This is a genomic window from Lentzea sp. NPDC055074, assembly GCF_053608005.1.
The window spans coordinates 25,490-40,987 of record NZ_JBSGUQ010000032.1 but is presented as its reverse complement, the minus strand read 5'-3'; the positions used below and the strand labels follow the sequence as shown (position 1 = coordinate 40,987).

The window sequence follows — 15,498 nt, the reverse complement described above, 5'->3', positions numbered from 1 at the left end:
CCCGGACGCCCTTCGGTGGTGGGTGAGCAAGCTGGTCGGACGAACGCCGGTCAGGACCGGCGCGGCTCGCCGTCGGGATCCGGTGGACTGTCGGGCTCGTCCACCACGAGGGACTGCCCCGCGGCCGGGATCGGCACGTCGACCGTGACGAGCGTCGCCGGAACGGCCTCGACACGCTCTCCCAGGGTGGCCACCAGCATCGGCGAGGCGCGCTGGGGCTCCGCCCAGTTGGGCAGCGCCTCCCCGCGAGGTCCGGGCGTGAGCAGCTCACCGGGCTCGGACCCCAGCTCCGCGGGAACCAGCGGGCTGAGGGGCTCCGCCGGTTCGGACCACTGCATCGCGAGCGACAACCGGCGGAGCTCGCCGGGAACTTCTTGCTGTGGGGCGACATCGCGCTCGACCGTGAACATCATCGCCGTGGAGAGCGGGGTCTCCTCCTGCGGAGGAACGGCGTCCCGTCTCGTCGCCACCCTCATCGCCCTGGTGGCCCTCGGCTGGTCGACCGGCCCCTCCTGCTGGGGATCCGGCCCACCGAGGTACGGCTTGGGCCGCGGCAGCGGCTCGTCGTCCTCGCCGCCGGCGCCCCTGTCGTTGAACAGCAGGGCACCGAAGCCGATCTGCTCGGCCGCGTCCTCGGTGCCGCTGCAGAGCTGCGCGTACAGGAGCACGCTCTGGGCGAGGGTCTGCCCGGCGGTGGACAGGCTGTTCGCGAAGTCCAGAAAGGCGGTGGCACCTTTGACGTAGCCGGGTTCGAACTTCTCCCAGGGGTCGTCGGGGTCTCCGACGAGCGGCCGGTAGGTCACGATGTCGCTGTTGCCGGAGGCGAAGGTGCTGATGTGATCGGCGATCTCCTGCAACAGGGCCGCGCCCCGGTGCTGGGCCTCGGTGTCGACCTCGAGGTGACCGCTGAGGCCGGGGTAGCTCTCCGGTGCGGGCAGCCCGCCTCCCTGCGGGTCGCCGCCGCCGGAGTCGCCGCCCGTGTTCGGTTTCGTGGACACGACGTCACCTCCTCGTCTCGCGCTGGGTGGCCTTCAGCACCGCCTGGAGGTCGAGGTCGCCCGAGAACATCTTCTGCGCGTCGACCCCCTCGGGGAGCGTGGGCGCCACGATGGCGGCGGCCTGGCCCGCGGCCTGCTGCTGCGCGTCGGTGATGGTCCTGACGATCGCCGCGGAGAGCTCCGCGGGAGTCAGGCGCTTGTAGGCACTGCTGGGGAACTTCACGTCCCGCACGACACCGCCGTGCCCCACGGTCACCGTCACGACCTGGCGCGGTGAAGTCGCGCTGCAGGAGATCTCCCGCAGGCGCCGCTGAGTCTCCTGCAGTTCGGCGAACTGCTCGCGGTACTGCGCCACGAGGCGTTCGAGCTGTTCCGAGCGCGGACCCGACACGTGCCCTCCCCACCAGCCGCCGGCGTTGGACCGGTGCAACAGGAGTACAAGGCACGCGGAAGCCTCCGATCAACGCCGCAGGTGGGGAAACAGGGTGGACGTGAAGACACCCCTGCCTCATCACCCCGGAGTGCGGCGCGCACCCGGCCGCCCGTCAGGCTCCCGTGCTGCACTGGGCACATCCCGCCGAACAGGAGGTGACACCGGTGACTTCCCCTCTCCGCGCACTGGAGGAGACGGCGAACTGGTACCGCGACCAGATGGCGTGGCCGGTCGTGGTCACCGGCGACGAGGTCGTCCTGCCGCTCGGCAGGGGCGTGGTGGCGCTGGACGTGCCCTCCGACCTCGCCGGCAAGGTGCGCACGCGTCTAGAACGGCTGCACGGCAACGACTTCTGCACCCCCGTGTTGCTGCTGACCGCGGGCGAGCAGGCCCGCGCGGTGTTCCTCGCCGCGGCGGACGACGTCGTGCTCGGCCAGTTCCAGATGCCGCACGGTGTGCGCTACCTGGGGGCGGAGACCGCACTCGTGCTGCCCGCCCGCGGGATGACCGCAGGCAGGCACTGGCCGTGGTTGCGCGCCCCGGATCCCGGCGACCGCTGGCTCTTCTCCGCGGCGGCGGTGCTCGCCGCGGTCAAGGACTCCGCTCCGCGCCAGTATCGATCCTCTGTGGACAGTACAAGCAGGTCACCGGCGAGCAGGCGTTTGCTCATCGGGTGACGGAGAAGGGGCGGCGCGCTCTCCCCCGCGCCGCCCCGCCCCGCCCCGCGACAGCAGCCGGGAACGGGCCCGAGGATGGTTGCTGCCGAGTGAGCGTTCGGCGATCGGTCATACTCCTCGGGCACCGGGTGCGGGCGAGCCGCGCCAGCACGCGCCTCACCTCGACCGGAACCCACTCACCGGCGTCCGTCCAAGATGGACTGTGATGTGGACCGGACGGGCAATGTCCGCCGGATTTCGGGCACCGAGCGCCGACGGCGGCTTGCCTCCGCCATCCCGCCGTCGCACCGTTGACCGCAGTCACGACGGACAACGGGGCAGCACGGACCGATGCGGGAACCTGAGCGCAGGGCGTTCGAGAACAAGGTCGTCGCGCTCGTCAACACGATGCGCGGGCGGCGGGGCCTGACGGCGCTCGCCACCGACGACCGGTTGCGCAGCTCGTCGCGCAGGCACTGCGCCGACATGGCCGCCCGCCGGGTTCTCGCGCACCGGCTGCCCGGCGGCCCGAGCCCCTTCGACCGCATGGCCGCGGAGGGATTCCCCGCTCCCGCTGGGGAGAACGTCGCGTTCGGCCAGGAGACGCCGGCGCGGGTGGTGGAGGCCTGGCTGCGCAGCCGGCCCCACCGCGCGAACATCCTGCACCCCGGTTTCCGGGTCATCGGTGTCGGCGTGCTGCGCACCACCGACGGCCACTGGTGGACCCAGAACTTCGGCTACTGATGCGGACCGTCACAGCCTGACGGTCTCGGCCCCCGCCAGTTCCACCGTCGCGGAGCCCACCGCGACCCGCACGACCCCGTTCGCCAGCGCGGTGACCGCGTGGTCCGCGCGCGACACCGGGCCGCACACCATCCCGCCCCACGTGTCCAGCACCGTGCGCAGGCCCGACCGGTCCTCCAGACACACGCCGTCCGCCCACAGCAACGCGGTGCCCTCGTCCTCGAACGGGCTGACGCTGACCTCGAGGATGCCGTCGACGGTGCGGGCGGCGGTCACGGTGCTCGCCCCCGTCATCACCCTGCCGTCCGGCGTCACGTACCAGTCCTCGTCGACCGCGCCCACCCGCACGCGGTCCTCCTTCACGACGAAGTCCTTGCCGTCCCAGAGGACGCGCACGTCCTGACGACAGATCACGCGGAGCCGTCCCAGGTCCGCGACCGCTTCGAGCACGCCGTCGGACCACCACACGCGGATGCCGGGGAAGGCGATTTCCAGCACGCCTCCCGTCCACGTGGCGTCCAGCACGGCACCGCACCCGGCGCAGGGTTCCGCGGCTGCCGGACCTCCTGCCGCCGACAGGGTGCTGTGCCGGCAGGGCACGACCTGGAGCGCGCCGGTGCGGCTGTCCCACACGACCGCCGTGGCCGCGCCGCCCACAGGTTCGAGCACGACCAGCGACGCGGAGGCCGTGACCCGCCAGCCCGACTCGACGCACCAGACGTCGAACCCGGCGGGCGAGACCTCGGCTCTGCCCGCCGCGCCGCTGATCACGGTCCTCCCGACGTCGGGGGCGAGCGCGAACGTGGTGGCGCCACAGCGCACCTCGGCGTGCCCGGCGGAGGTCACCCGCGCGTCCACGTCACCGAGGACCTGCACGCGGGACGTTCCGCCGCCGACCTGGGCGAGCGTCTCCCGCCCACCCGCGCGGACACGCACCTCGTGGGTCGCCTGGCGGTAGACGGCCTCGCTGTCCGCGCCGACCGTCTCGACACACACGTCGAACTCGCGCCGCCACACCTCGATCAACGGGGTCCGCACCCGGATGCCCGCATCGGCGAAGTGGACCAAGAGGTCGCCCGCCGGCGAGGCGGGGACCGGCTCGTCCGGCGACGTCGAAGTCATCTGGATTGCTCCCCACACGGACCAGGGCTGGTCAGGGCCACGCTACTGACGGAAGGAGGGTGTGCGAAGGTCAGGACCGATCCTCACACCGATCGGCCACCGTTAGGTGTTCCAACGGGCGGCAGGAGCGTCCGTCCGGGCGTCTCAGTTGGCGCGATCGGCCACGGACCACCACGCGGACGTCCTCAAGGAGTCTCTCCCGCACACAGCGGGAATCACGTCGTCAACGCAATCCGGAAGCGATACGAGACAAACTCCTTAAGAAAGCATTAAATAAGTGGGCTCGTTTCCCAATGGGCTCCCCGGGACGCCGCCGCCCACTTCGGTCGCGACACCCCCAACACTCTCCTCAGATCAACACGATCAAGAACTCACCTGCACAAACACCCTCATACTCGACACAGCGAGAGCGCACGGAACGCCCGGCAATAGCCGTCCGGCCGAGGAGAACAAAGTTTCCAGAAGGACCGGCAGGTTTGCGTTCCCCCCAAAGCTGCCGCCCCGGACTCCTGGCGACCGGAGACATCGCGATGTTTTCTATTCGCATGACTTCGCACCTCGCCTGGCCGAGCGACCCGCACCGGTCAGCCACCCTCGCCCAGGCCCGCCGGACGAGCATCCGCTTGTCCGTCCAGGCAACGGACCCCCTGGTCTCCACGGGCCTGGTCGCGATGCTCCGCTCCACACCGGGCCTAGACCTCGTCGACGACGTCACCGACGCGGACGTGATCGTCGCCGTGCCCGAGGCCGACCTCCACACCATCCTCACCAAGGCCGCCGCCCGGCTCGTGCTGATCGCCGACGACCTCCGGCAGTCCGAGCTGTGGACCGCGATCGAGCACGGACTGATCGTGCTGGTGTCACGGGCCGAGGCGACGAACCGGGCACGGCTGCTGCGCGCGATCGGCGACGCGCACGACGGTCGCGGCGACCTGCCGGCCCACCAACTCGGCATGGTCCTGCAGGGCCTCAAACACCTGCAGGAGAACACCCTCGCCCCGCGCGACCTGACGTTCAGCGGCCTGTCCCCGCGCGAGACCGAGGTCATCCGCATGCTCGCGGAGGGCAAGGACACCGGGGAGATCGCCGAGCAGCTGATCTACTCCGAACGCACCGTGAAGAACGTGCTGCACAACATGCTCAGCAGGCTCAACCTCCGCAACCGCACACACGCCGTCGCCTACGCCCTGCGCCACGGCCTGATCTGATCACGGCAGGTCGGCGACCGAGTCGAGGACGGCGCCGGGCCCAGCCGCGCGTTCACCTTCGGCCGCAGCTGCGAGGTCGCGCTGCACGGCTGCCACGACCAGTAGCGACGATTGGCGCGCCCCGGCGGTGACCGGAGCCGTCACGGCCCTGCTGACGCTGACGGCGGTGGCGATCCTCAGCAACGACCTGACAGGCCTCTGGACGGCACTGACGATCGCCAACCTGCTCGTCGCGGCGAGCCAAGCCCTCGCCTTCCGCGGGGAGAGCACACGTCTGCACTCCACCCGAAGAGAGACCAGCGGGCCTGCCTCGAAAGGCAGACCCGCCGGGCAGTGGCGCGTCAACTCACTTCGCGGGAAGATCCCGCACCTTCGAGTCCTGCAGCCAGCACGCGAACTTGTGGTCGACGACGGCCTCACGGGTGTAGATCCCTGGGCAGAAGGACCCGCGGTTCATCAGTTCGGCCCGCACCCGCTTGCCGCCCTCGTAGTACAGGAACACGCCGCTCTTGCTACCCCAGGGCACGTCGAACTTCTCCCCGGTGACCTCCTCGACGTAGCCGGAGTCGGCACCGTCGAGGTCGACGACGTACAGCTCGTCCCAGTCCCACGAGGTGAACTCGCTGAACGGACGGGGCTTCTCCGCCTTCTCGCCGACGAACGTGCGCACCGCCGAGTCGAGATCGGCGTTCGTGTCGACGGCAATGCCGCCGCCACATCCCGCCAGTAGCAACAAGGCCACGGCCAGCAGACCAACGATCCGCACACGGACCTCCTCCCGACAGGCTGCATGGCAGCTGCGAGGGTGCCACACCGCGTCTCACGGGAGTCGCGGATTCGTCGAGCCGGTGACGGCCCCCGGAACCGAGACACATCGTGGCTCAACAGTTGTTGGCTCTCTGCCTGCAGGAGAACCGACACCTCGTCTACCAAGGTTTCCTCGAGCAGGACGGGGAGCTGCTGTTCATCGGTCCATCTGCAGAACAGAAGTTCGGCGGACGGCACTTCATGGACACGATGGCGGTGTTCACCGCTCCACAACAGTTCACTGTCCTACATGGACGCCGCGAGATCGGCCCACCGATCCCGCCCTGTTGAACGAAAAGATCGAAGGGCAGCGGCTGCTTCTCCTCGCCGGCCGCAGCTGGAAGGCCGGCTGGATCGACTGGAAGCGCCGTCGGTGCTTCGTCGAGGAAGCTGAACACGGAGGCAAAGCACGCTGGCATGCACCTGAGATCGGCACCGCCTCGTTCGAACTGACGCGCGCACGGGAGTGGCTTGCGCAGAGGCCGGTCGGGCGGGTGGAAACTGCCGTGGGCGAAGCGTGACGGTCAACCGTTCGTCGAGTTCAGCTGGGACGGGCATGACGAGGGCGATCAGCCCGTTCGACGAACATCGCCCACGAGATCTCGATCGCCTTGGTACGTCCCACAACGGACTCGACAGGCAGCGTCCACTTCAGCATGTATTCGTCGAGGTCACCGCTGATCGCGGCCCCGAAGCCACCGGTGAACGCCACCGCGTTCTCGGCAGTGTCGACGTCGCTTCGAGGCGACCCGCGCGTGATCGGCAGCCGCCTGAGCGACGAGAACGGTCTCGTAGTTTGCTTCGGTCACCTGACAAACACTCAAGTACCGCCGTCGTCATCGACCCGACGTGACTGCTCACGGCTGAGGCGGTTCGTATCTGATCGGCATGCGGCGCTTGCGCCGAGGAGCGTCGGGCCACATGTGACGCGCGATCCAGACGTTCAAGAAGAGGAACGCGATCGCGAAGACGAAGGTGCACAACCAGCCCAGGAATACCTGCCCCTGCGACCGCACGTCCGGCTGCAACGGCCTGCCGTGCCGCACGGTGTGGACGGCGTACTGCTTGCCGATGTCCGCGGGCGTGAGCCACCCCGTCACGGTCGACGTCTACGTCTCTCCACTGGACCTGACCCGGACCTCGGCCCGGCACTCGTAGTAGAAGCCGAAGCCCCGCAGTGCCACCGGGCCGCGGCGCTCGCAAGACTTCGCCGTGGCCACCAGATCGGCCTTTGCCAGATCGCCTGGTTCGACCTGGTTCCAGAAGTGGTTGAAGATCGTGGCGCCGAGCAGGTAGCCCAGCAACGGAACGATCAGGGCGACGAGGACGCGCCGGAGGGCGTTCACCCGCCCCGCTCCTCTTCGTCCTGGTCTGCTTTCAGCTCGCGCCAGTCCTTCCAGCCTCGGTTGTCGACGATCTTCGCACCTTCCTTGCGGAACTCTTCGGCCATGGCGGGGCCGATGTCTTTCGGCAGGCCTGTGACGCCATCAACGACGACTTTCTTCGCGCCGGCTCCCGCATCCCTCAGCATGGCGCCGACGTTGAAGTTCTTCATCTCCCGTGCGATGTCCGCGTTCACGCCCTGCTTCAGCACGGTCACGAAGTCGTCGCCGCGCTTGGCGAGGTTGACGCTCGCGTTGGCGAGGACGTCGTCGAGCTTCTTGAACAGACCTCCCGCCTTGCCGAACGCGCTGGTGAGCTTGCGGCACCACTCGATGCACTTCTGCGCGTAGCGCACCGCGACGGGAACACCTTCGGCGACGGCACCGGCGATACCCGCGCCCAGCGCCGCCATGGCGGGCGCCCAGCGGATGCAGATGCTGATCAGCTTGCCGATCGCCTCGGTGATCAGGTCGCGCACGATGTCGCGGACCACTTTGAGGATCGTCTTGCAGATCGTGATCAGGATCGACATCCCACGCGCCGCCGTGCCGACAGCGCCGTAGGTGTCCGCACGGTCAGCACCGAACTCGCGGTACTTCGCCGAATCCCTGCCCACCCACTGCCCGGCATCGTTGTCGACGGCCTTCTTGAGATCGGTGGAGATCTCGTCGAGGTAGCTCGACACCGACGACCACGTCTGCGCCATTCCGTCGAGTGTCTGCTGGTCGCCGGTCAGCCAGTCAAGCGGCTCCTTGAGGAAGCTGATGTGCTCGAACATCCAGCCGAAGCCCGCGCTGAACAGGTATGCCAGCGGATCGGTCAGCATCTTGCCGATGTCACCCGCCGCGCTGGCGAGGTTGAGCAGGCCCTCGGCCCAGTTGCCATCGGAGAAGCCGCTCACCGCCTCGGTCACGTCGTGGAACAGCCCGGCACCCTCGGTCTTCGGGATGTCCTGACCTTTGCGGATCAACGGGTTCTCGGCGGGGGCCTGAGCAGGCCCAGTGCTCGGAGTGCTCACGAATCGCCCGTCTTGAAGCGGCTGGTCTGCTCTTCCTCGTTGTTCTTGACGTCCTCGCGCCATGCCGTGACCCGCTTGTGGTGGTCGAGCGCGGCCTCGGCTGCGTCGTTGAGGGTGTTCATCGCCATGTGCTGTGCGGCCGAGCAGAGGGCCGCGAGCGGAATTCCGAGCAGGCCGAACGCCTCGGGGTTCGAGGCCGCGTTGCCCGCTCCGATGGCGGTGCCGATGCGCCCGCCGATCTCATCCACACGCTCGGCGTGAGCGTCCATCTCAGCGAGATCGATGCGGTAGTTCATCGCAGGATGCTCCCGTTGCCGAAGTCGTCGTCATCGATCGGACGGTGCTGCGGTGGACGAGGAGCCTGCTGCGGCCGCGGAGGTGGTGGCGTGTCGTCCTCAATAGAACCCAAGCGTGGCTCTGTCGGCCCCCAACCTCCGTTTCCCTGCACGTACTGCTCAGGAGGAGGCGGTGGCTGCGCGCTGCGCAGCTTGTCCATCATCAAGTGCATGGTCTCGGAGTCGGCACCCAGCAGCGGCGCCATCGACTCCTGGACAACGCTCGCAATGCGGCTCTGCGCCGCCTGCAGGGTGCGCATGACGTCCTGCGCGACGGCTGTACCGTCCTTGCGCTGCAACGCCTGGCCGAGCTGCAATGCGACCAAGTTGCCAGCGTCATTGACGGTCACCGTGATCTGCCCGTCAGGACTGCGCTCAGTGACCTGCAGGTGCGCGAGGTTATCGCGGATGGCCTCGCTCTTGGCCTGCGCCTGCGCGAGCTTGCCTTCGTACTGGCTGAGCAGCTGCTCAGGATCGATCATGCGCCCCCAGGGTCACCTCTTACTCAAAGCGAGCAGAGAGTAACGGACCGTGCTAGGCCATGCAGCCCAATCACGTAATCCTGATATGGCGCGCTTCACGACGACTGACCAACGAGCACCATGAACCGCTCAAGTCCGCAGCGATGACCGGTCAGCAGGAACCAGAGTCACGACCGAGCAGGCCACGCCTCGACAGAGGTATCGAAGTTCGTGTTCACCTTTCGAATCGGCAGCACCTGATACCCAACTCACTGGCTGCTTCCCGCAGCACTTCCTCTCGACGAGCACCATCGCCCTGAAGTTCAAGCCGGTGAACCTTTCCAACCTGCCGAACACTTCCTCGACGTGGCGGTACAACTGCGGCGAGTTCTGCTGATCATCAGCGTGATGGGACAGGTCACCAGTGCGCAACTCTCCCCCGGGAACGCGATGCGGCTGCGGGGCGTGCCCTTAACTCCTGTCACGCAGCCAGCAAAAGGGGTCCCGGCCCGCTTCTCAGACGAAGAGACTTCGCCCTGCACACCAAGCCTGCGCGAATGACAACGGAATACAGGCACAGCTATCAGAGCAAAGGGGGCGACGAGCGGCATGCTGGACCTAGCAGAACTCGACAAGATCACAAAAGAGGGCCTCCACAGCTTCTGAGCTGCGAAGACCCTCTTGGCCGTCGGGACGACAGGATTTGAACCTGCGACCCCTTGACCCCCAGGACGCACAGGCGCTCTGACCTGCGAAAACAGTCGACTCCACGAGAAGCTGATTAGTCAGCTCTTGCTGTTTTCTCTCCTGTTGCTGATCTTTTGGTCCACACCTGGTCCACAACGTCACCTGCGGCGTCTTCCAAGGGTGGGCAGACCGCCCGAGACGGTTCGAACGCTGTTGGACTCTTCCTCACGCACACGAACCGTCACATCACTGACCTGCGGTGGCTCCTCTGCACGCTCCAGCGTTGGCACCGCGCCTCCTTCCGCGTCCAGCACCACCGAGGCAGAGGCCCCGCATACCTCCGTGGACTCGGGGATCGGATGGGAGTAGAGCCGTCCCGTGCGTCGGTTTGCTCGCGTCTTCGCGCCACACTGCGAGCACTCGAACTCAACGGAGTCGGGGTTTCGGAACCCTTGACGCAGCTCGGCCACGAAGGTCTCGTCAGGCTCCAAGACCACGGCCCCAGACGCTGCGCATTCGGCTATTCCATCTGGTTGCTTGTGGACGTTGAGCCGCCCCGTTCGCCGATTCGCGAAGGTCCTTCGTCCACAGGCCGAGCACACATGATCAATGGCGTAGGGGCTGCGTCCGTTTGAAGCCATGCGATCCATGGTGAGCCACGATGGGCAGTTGCGCTAGAAGCCCTGCGATGCACCTCTGGGTTTCCCGCATCGGAATGCTTCAACATAGGGGATGATCGCCAGCCGGTCGCCCTCCAGAGCCCCGAACCGGCCGCGCGCAGCCGACTCTGCCAACGCGACCGGCAACGCCGCATAGGCCATCTCAGAGCGCCCTGAGATGGCCGCTCGCGGACGAACGTCACGCAGCCAGGCGGAACTCCTCGGTCGCACTGTCGGCTGCGCGGCCGACAGCGGCCCGGTCGCGACCGAGCTGCGAAAACGTCGGTGACGCAACACGCCCGTCAAGCACCTCGGCTGCTCCGCCCCGCCATGTTGAAGCAAAGACGAAGTCACCTCGGTCGTCACGTCGGTCGCCGGATGTCTCGCAGCTGCGCGAGGTACTCCTCCGCGGCTTCCTCCCCCGCGTACTGGTGCGTCAGCACGTCGGCGAGGTCCTGAGAAGCGATCGCCAGAGAGGGCAACGACTTTCGGTCGCCGGATAGCGCACGGCGGCCGTGGTCGAGTGCCTCATCGAGGTCGCCCTGGCGGGCTGCCGTCACTCCAAGGGTGATCTGCGCTTCGGCGATGCGCATCGGCGCCCGCGCTTTGCCGGTGTAGTCGGTCGCACCTCGGATCACCTCGTCCGCAAGAGCCCTTGCCAGACGGTCGTTTCCGGTGTGGCGGTAACAGTCCATCGCGTAGAAGTCGAACTTCAGCGGGTCCACCACGAAGTGGTTGTCGGTGTTCTCGGGGTACGGCATGCCATCCAACAGCACCCGACCGCGTTCGAGCGTTGTCGCCATCTCGTCTTGAAGTCCCATGCGCGCAAAGGCTTTCGCCTGCTGCGCTACCAGCTGGACTGCCACGCTGTGATTGCCCGCAGCGGCGATGCCGGCGTCGGCTGCGGCCAACACGCTTCGGTAGTCGTTCGAGGTCAGCGCGAACCAAGCGCGCATCTCGTGAGCCCACCCGAGAATGCCGGGGCTGCCAACGTCTTTGCCGAGACTCAGCGCCACCTGCCGAGTCGCTTCCGCAGCGCGCCTGTCCCCCAGGTCGTACTCCAGACACCCGACGAGCAGCGCCAGCCAGCCCGCAAGCTCCAAGGTGTCTCGCCGCTGCCTGAAACTCAACCGTTGTTCCTGCATCTCCACGATGCGGCGGAGCCACTGGCGCCCCTCGGTGATGAGGTCCGCCGCTGGCTGGCTCGCGTACTCCGAACACAGCTTGTCGACCGTGATGCGCAAGCCGTCCATCGTGGCTTCGTTGAGGTCCGACACCTGCAACCGGCTGACGATCTCCAGCGTGTCCATGCCCGTGACGGTGAGCAGGTCAGTGGCCGCCGGCCGTTCATCGGGAGGGAAGATCGCGGCAGTTACTGTGCCGAGGGCGCCCGCGATGAGCGGGGCGTAGCCGTCCTTGCGTGGCTTGTTGTCGCCGCGCTCCCAAGCCTTCCAGCGCCGCTCAAGATGTTCGGATGCGGGCAGCTGTCGATCGGCGTGGCGACGCATGGCCTCAGCCGCGGCTACCTGGGACATGCCGCGTGCCTCGCGAAGTGCGCGAATGCGCCTCGCCCACTCCGGCAGCTGCTCACCCATGCCCGCTCCCCTGCGATCGAGTGCCGTCGCCTCCGAGTGTGGCACCTACGGGAGGGGACACGACCAGTGTCACGGGGTGACACAGCCATATCACCACGTTACGGAACTGACCCCGCTCATGACACTGTGAAGTCGTTTGGTTTCGATGGAACGTAGTAAACGTGAATACAGCAACTACAGCCCACATCAGCACTCAGGAGCAGAGCGCGCTAGCTCTCCCCCAGCTTGCGCTCGACAGCTTCAACTCGGGCGGTCAGTGCCTCGACGGCGCGCTGAAGGTTCGCGATCACGGCTTCGTCGGCGGCCTCAGGAAGTGGCTTGGTACGCACGAACGCCCCCTGCCCCTGCCTCGTCACGATCAAGCCTTCGCTTTGCAGCAAGGAAAACGCGTGCTTGACGGTGCCGACAGCCACGCCGACCTCACCGGCGATCTTGCCGTGACTCGGCAGCTTGTCACCAGGAACCAGGTCTCCTGCCGCGATGACACGGCGAAAGTGGTCAGCGATCTGCTGGAACGGCGCACGCGAGTCGTTCGGGTCGAGTTTCAGCACGTCAGCAAGGCTACAACCTAGCCAACGATGATGACCATGCAGAGCATAGTTGACTACGTTGCCTATGTTAGCTAAGTTCTCCCTTGTCGCGGTCGTCTCAGGCCGCAGAACACAGAAGCCCCGACCGGTGCGGGAACACCAGCCGGGGCGCACATCGGACACGTTGGAGCGCGACGATGCAGGTTGAGACTACCCGGCTGTACCGGGTCAAGGCAGTGGCAGACATGTTGGACGTCTCCCAGGCGACGATCTACCGCGCAGTGGAATCGGGCAAGCTCCGCGCGGTTCGGATGGGTGAGGGCGCAGGCGCGGTGCGCGTCTCCGGCCAGGCCATCAACGAGTATGTGGAGGCGTGCACCATCCGCCCCGTAATTGTGGCGGAGGTGGCCTGAGATGAGCACCGCAACGACGACTGTCAACGGCGTCACCACGGACTTCACCCCATGCACTCGTCCCGGTTACATGGACACCCCGGTTCTGGCGACCGTGGTCGTGTCGGTGCCGATGGACTACGACGACCTGGTCGCGGCGCTGTTCGAGTGGGGCAGCCTGGACGACTCCTGCATCGCGCTCGCGGACGATGACCAGGCTCGTTCGCTGGTCGTGGAGGCGGTCGTGAACGTTGGGCTGACCCGCGTGGAGGCCGTGCGTGACGAGATCGAGGAGATGGGCGCGGGCGACGGCCGCAGGGCGTGGCTGATGCTGTGCCGCAACCGCGTTACGCAGCTGTTCCCAGCCACCACCCCGCGTCCCCGCCGTCGGCAGTGCGCGGCCCCGCGAGAGCTGGTGACGGCATGACCGCGGTGATGTCGCGAGAGACGGCCGTGCCGACCATCACGGTAGCGATGCACAGGGATCCCAAGTTCCGCATGGTCGTTCAGGAGTCGGAGCGGCCCGAGGACGCGTTCGTGTTGCGCTACGTCGCGGAGGTGGCGATGGCGCTCAACCTGAGTGGTGCGTACGTCGGGACGGACGTGGACGCCGGCGAGTTGGCGCGGTTGGTGGTCGCGGGTGTGCGTCGCGTCGGTCTGGCTCGGGTTCAGGAGCTGGCGCTGGTGGACCGGATGGCAAATCTGCTGGACGTGCACAAGGTCGCGCCATCGGTGATGCCCGAGGTCGCCGCGTGGCAGAACGGTGTCTGGAGCGCCGGGCGGGGAACGTCCTGCACGGGCGCCGCGAGTGCGCTGGTGGCCGCCGCCACGCGTGATCACGGCCTGACGGTAGGTGCGTGATGGCGGTCAACGGCGCGGAGTTCGAGTCCGAGGTCGAGCTGCTGGCCTACGAGCGTGAACGGCCGGTGCTGAACGAACACCTCCTCGAGGTGCGGCGCGTGCGGTTCTACGCGGCGGAGCACCGGTGGCCGCTGGTGCTCGGTGACGACGAGATCGCCATGGCGTTGCACCTGGCGCTAGGTGAGCTGCCCGAGGACCCGGACGAGCTGGCGGAGGTCGCGTTCTGGAGCGTGCAGAACGAGGGCCTGGACCGCATCGCCACGATGGCCCGTGAGACCAGGGCGTTCCTTGTGCGGTGCGCTCTGGGCACGGTGACGGAGTCCGAGCACGGCGTGTTCCGGACGCGCTGGAGCAGCGCGGCGCGGTTGCGTGCCTGTGTGCTGGCCTCCGCGCGGCTGTGCGCGTTCGCGCCCCGGTTGCCACGCATGCTCCCGGCCACTGATGGCCCAGCGCCTTGGGAGGTGGCGTGATGACCGCGCTGAAGCAGGCCCGGAGTGCGGCGACCTGGTCGCAGGCCACGATGGTGCGCAAGCTGCGCGCGGTGGCCGCGCGGGAGGGCGAGAGCCTGCCGGGCGACGCCAGCATGATCCGGATGGTGGCGCGCTGGGAGAACGGCGCCGCGCTCCCGAGCGAGTTCTACCAGCGGCTGTTGTGCGCGCTGTACGGGCGTTCGCAGGTGGAGCTGGGGTTCCGGGTAGCTGTCGAGGTGGACCGGGACACGCTGGTGGCGGTGCTCTACGTCGCCCCGTTCGACCCGGCGGCCCGGCCAGTCGAGCAGCTGCGGGCCTATGCGCAGCTCGTGGTGAGCGACCCTCGCTGCGAGGCCGCCACGCTCGCGGACGGCATCCGCCAGGCCCGGCAGTGTCCGGCGATGTGGCTGGACGTCGACCGGTTGCGCACCTGCGAGTCCGTGGCGGACGTCGTGCTGGCCGGCGGGCAGCCGCAGGCCGTTCCGCTGTGGCTGTCGGCGGCGCAGGTCACGGCTGGACGCGTCGCCGCCGCGCTGCCGCAGGAGGTGGCGTGATGCGTGCGCACCTGGGTAAGGACGGTGTCGAGCTCTCGGCACGGTTCCGTGTCAGCGGGCGCGGTCCGACCGTGACTGCGGCGCGGTTCAACATCCCGTTGCGGTTCGAGGACCTGGTCTCGATCCTCTACGCCTCGCCGCTGAACGATGAGCAGCTGGCCGACGCCGACCGCATCCGTGAGACCGTGCTGGACGTCCTGCTCAACGACGGCGCCAACAAGGTCGCCGTCGACAAGGCCCGGCTGGAACGGGCGATCGAGACGCGCGCGGCCGACCTCGACCAGGCTCGGCTGATCACGTGTAAGGGACGCGTCACCGAGCTGTTCCTCGCTGCGGACAACGGGTTGCGGGACTCGCGTGAGCGGTCGGCGATCCTGCGGCGCACGGGCTGAATCGCCGCTCACGCATCGTGATCACGCGCAGGCCCGACGTCAGTTGACGTCAGACGCGTAGATCCGCGCGCACTCGCGTCCTACGCGTGCAGGTGCGTGCGTACGCGCGTCGCGCACGCAAGACGTTGCCTGACAACGGTTCTGACGAACTTGCGTCCACTCGGGACGATCACCCTCGGTCACCTTTTGGAGA

At 67.7% G+C, this 15,498-nt stretch carries 24 protein-coding genes; 11 read left to right on the top strand and 13 right to left on the bottom strand.

The window, feature by feature from the left end:
- Nucleotides 1-50: 50 nt before the first annotated feature.
- Nucleotides 51-998 carry a hypothetical protein gene (locus ACWF7A_RS42470; protein ID WP_452256131.1) on the bottom strand — a complete coding sequence of 316 codons (948 nt, stop codon included), beginning with the start codon at nt 996-998 and terminating at the stop codon, nt 51-53.
- A gap of 4 nt (nt 999-1,002) precedes the next feature.
- The gene (locus ACWF7A_RS42465; RefSeq protein ID WP_452256130.1) at nt 1,003-1,389 is read right to left on the bottom strand and encodes a YbaB/EbfC family nucleoid-associated protein; all 387 of its coding nucleotides are present in this window, start codon (nt 1,387-1,389) and stop codon (nt 1,003-1,005) included.
- A gap of 206 nt (nt 1,390-1,595) precedes the next feature.
- On the opposite strand from ACWF7A_RS42465, the gene ACWF7A_RS42460 reads away from it, so the two are divergent.
- Nucleotides 1,596-2,108, top strand: a complete 513-nt coding sequence (locus ACWF7A_RS42460; protein ID WP_452256129.1) for a hypothetical protein — start codon at nt 1,596-1,598, stop codon at nt 2,106-2,108.
- A gap of 330 nt (nt 2,109-2,438) precedes the next feature.
- A complete protein-coding gene (locus ACWF7A_RS42455) occupies nt 2,439-2,831 on the top strand; it encodes a CAP domain-containing protein (protein ID WP_452256128.1) in 393 nt (130 codons plus the stop codon).
- Nucleotides 2,832-2,840: 9 nt separating this feature from the next.
- Here ACWF7A_RS42455 and ACWF7A_RS42450 read toward each other — a convergent pair whose 3' ends face one another.
- Nucleotides 2,841-3,953: a hypothetical protein gene (locus ACWF7A_RS42450; RefSeq protein ID WP_452256127.1), complete on the bottom strand. Its 1,113-nt coding sequence runs from the start codon at nt 3,951-3,953 to the stop codon at nt 2,841-2,843.
- Nucleotides 3,954-4,498: 545 nt separating this feature from the next.
- On the opposite strand from ACWF7A_RS42450, the gene ACWF7A_RS42445 reads away from it, so the two are divergent.
- Complete coding sequence (locus ACWF7A_RS42445; protein WP_452256126.1) at nt 4,499-5,161, top strand: response regulator transcription factor; 663 nt, start codon at nt 4,499-4,501, stop codon at nt 5,159-5,161.
- On the opposite strand, the gene ACWF7A_RS42440 is transcribed toward ACWF7A_RS42445, so the two are convergent.
- On the bottom strand, nt 5,162-5,383 hold the full coding sequence (locus ACWF7A_RS42440; RefSeq protein WP_452256125.1) for a hypothetical protein: 222 nt from the start codon (nt 5,381-5,383) through the stop codon (nt 5,162-5,164). It abuts the gene before it with no gap.
- A gap of 124 nt (nt 5,384-5,507) precedes the next feature.
- The gene (locus ACWF7A_RS42435) at nt 5,508-5,927 is read right to left on the bottom strand and encodes a hypothetical protein (protein WP_452256124.1); all 420 of its coding nucleotides are present in this window, start codon (nt 5,925-5,927) and stop codon (nt 5,508-5,510) included.
- Between the two features lie 110 nt (nt 5,928-6,037).
- On the opposite strand from ACWF7A_RS42435, the gene ACWF7A_RS42430 reads away from it, so the two are divergent.
- Together ACWF7A_RS42430 and ACWF7A_RS42425 are read left to right on the top strand one after the other, a co-directional pair.
- A complete protein-coding gene (locus ACWF7A_RS42430) occupies nt 6,038-6,259 on the top strand; it encodes a hypothetical protein (RefSeq protein ID WP_452256123.1) in 222 nt (73 codons plus the stop codon).
- Complete coding sequence (locus tag ACWF7A_RS42425) at nt 6,256-6,489, top strand: hypothetical protein (protein ID WP_452256122.1); 234 nt, start codon at nt 6,256-6,258, stop codon at nt 6,487-6,489. Before ACWF7A_RS42430 ends, ACWF7A_RS42425 begins: the two co-directional genes overlap by 4 nt.
- A gap of 20 nt (nt 6,490-6,509) precedes the next feature.
- On the opposite strand, the gene ACWF7A_RS42420 is transcribed toward ACWF7A_RS42425, so the two are convergent.
- From ACWF7A_RS42420 to ACWF7A_RS42385, 8 genes are all read right to left on the bottom strand, one after another.
- Complete coding sequence (locus tag ACWF7A_RS42420) at nt 6,510-6,680, bottom strand: hypothetical protein (protein ID WP_452256121.1); 171 nt, start codon at nt 6,678-6,680, stop codon at nt 6,510-6,512.
- 145 nt (nt 6,681-6,825) lie between these two features.
- The gene (locus tag ACWF7A_RS42415) at nt 6,826-7,068 is read right to left on the bottom strand and encodes a hypothetical protein (protein WP_452256120.1); all 243 of its coding nucleotides are present in this window, start codon (nt 7,066-7,068) and stop codon (nt 6,826-6,828) included.
- 9 nt (nt 7,069-7,077) lie between these two features.
- Nucleotides 7,078-7,314, bottom strand: coding sequence for a DUF6346 domain-containing protein (locus tag ACWF7A_RS42410; RefSeq protein WP_452256119.1), 237 nt, complete (start codon nt 7,312-7,314; stop codon nt 7,078-7,080).
- Nucleotides 7,311-8,369 (bottom strand): hypothetical protein, encoded by a 1,059-nt coding sequence (locus ACWF7A_RS42405; RefSeq protein WP_452256118.1) that lies wholly within the window; start codon nt 8,367-8,369, stop codon nt 7,311-7,313. Before ACWF7A_RS42405 ends, ACWF7A_RS42410 begins: the two co-directional genes overlap by 4 nt.
- A complete protein-coding gene (locus ACWF7A_RS42400) occupies nt 8,366-8,665 on the bottom strand; it encodes a hypothetical protein (protein ID WP_452256117.1) in 300 nt (99 codons plus the stop codon). The genes ACWF7A_RS42405 and ACWF7A_RS42400 overlap by 4 nt, the downstream gene beginning before the upstream one ends.
- Nucleotides 8,662-9,186: a YbaB/EbfC family nucleoid-associated protein gene (locus ACWF7A_RS42395; RefSeq protein ID WP_452256116.1), complete on the bottom strand. Its 525-nt coding sequence runs from the start codon at nt 9,184-9,186 to the stop codon at nt 8,662-8,664. The genes ACWF7A_RS42400 and ACWF7A_RS42395 overlap by 4 nt, the downstream gene beginning before the upstream one ends.
- Before the next feature lie 1,687 nt (nt 9,187-10,873).
- On the bottom strand, nt 10,874-12,106 hold the full coding sequence (locus ACWF7A_RS42390; protein ID WP_452256115.1) for an XRE family transcriptional regulator: 1,233 nt from the start codon (nt 12,104-12,106) through the stop codon (nt 10,874-10,876).
- A gap of 209 nt (nt 12,107-12,315) precedes the next feature.
- Complete coding sequence (locus tag ACWF7A_RS42385) at nt 12,316-12,657, bottom strand: GntR family transcriptional regulator (RefSeq protein ID WP_452256114.1); 342 nt, start codon at nt 12,655-12,657, stop codon at nt 12,316-12,318.
- Between the two features lie 176 nt (nt 12,658-12,833).
- Here ACWF7A_RS42385 and ACWF7A_RS42380 point away from each other — a divergent pair, with 176 nt between their 5' ends.
- From ACWF7A_RS42380 to ACWF7A_RS42355, 6 genes are read left to right on the top strand one after another with little or no spacing between them, the layout of a single operon-like run.
- Nucleotides 12,834-13,049, top strand: coding sequence for a helix-turn-helix domain-containing protein (locus tag ACWF7A_RS42380; protein ID WP_452256113.1), 216 nt, complete (start codon nt 12,834-12,836; stop codon nt 13,047-13,049).
- 1 nt (nt 13,050) lies between these two features.
- Nucleotides 13,051-13,455 carry a hypothetical protein gene (locus tag ACWF7A_RS42375; RefSeq protein ID WP_452256112.1) on the top strand — a complete coding sequence of 135 codons (405 nt, stop codon included), beginning with the start codon at nt 13,051-13,053 and terminating at the stop codon, nt 13,453-13,455.
- On the top strand, nt 13,452-13,889 hold the full coding sequence (locus ACWF7A_RS42370; RefSeq protein ID WP_452256111.1) for a hypothetical protein: 438 nt from the start codon (nt 13,452-13,454) through the stop codon (nt 13,887-13,889). The genes ACWF7A_RS42375 and ACWF7A_RS42370 overlap by 4 nt, the downstream gene beginning before the upstream one ends.
- Nucleotides 13,889-14,359, top strand: a complete 471-nt coding sequence (locus tag ACWF7A_RS42365) for a hypothetical protein (protein ID WP_452256110.1) — start codon at nt 13,889-13,891, stop codon at nt 14,357-14,359. The genes ACWF7A_RS42370 and ACWF7A_RS42365 overlap by 1 nt, the downstream gene beginning before the upstream one ends.
- Nucleotides 14,359-14,913: a hypothetical protein gene (locus ACWF7A_RS42360; RefSeq protein ID WP_452256109.1), complete on the top strand. Its 555-nt coding sequence runs from the start codon at nt 14,359-14,361 to the stop codon at nt 14,911-14,913. The genes ACWF7A_RS42365 and ACWF7A_RS42360 overlap by 1 nt, the downstream gene beginning before the upstream one ends.
- Nucleotides 14,913-15,305 (top strand): hypothetical protein, encoded by a 393-nt coding sequence (locus ACWF7A_RS42355; protein ID WP_452256108.1) that lies wholly within the window; start codon nt 14,913-14,915, stop codon nt 15,303-15,305. The genes ACWF7A_RS42360 and ACWF7A_RS42355 overlap by 1 nt, the downstream gene beginning before the upstream one ends.
- The last annotated feature ends 193 nt before the right edge of the window (nt 15,306-15,498 follow it).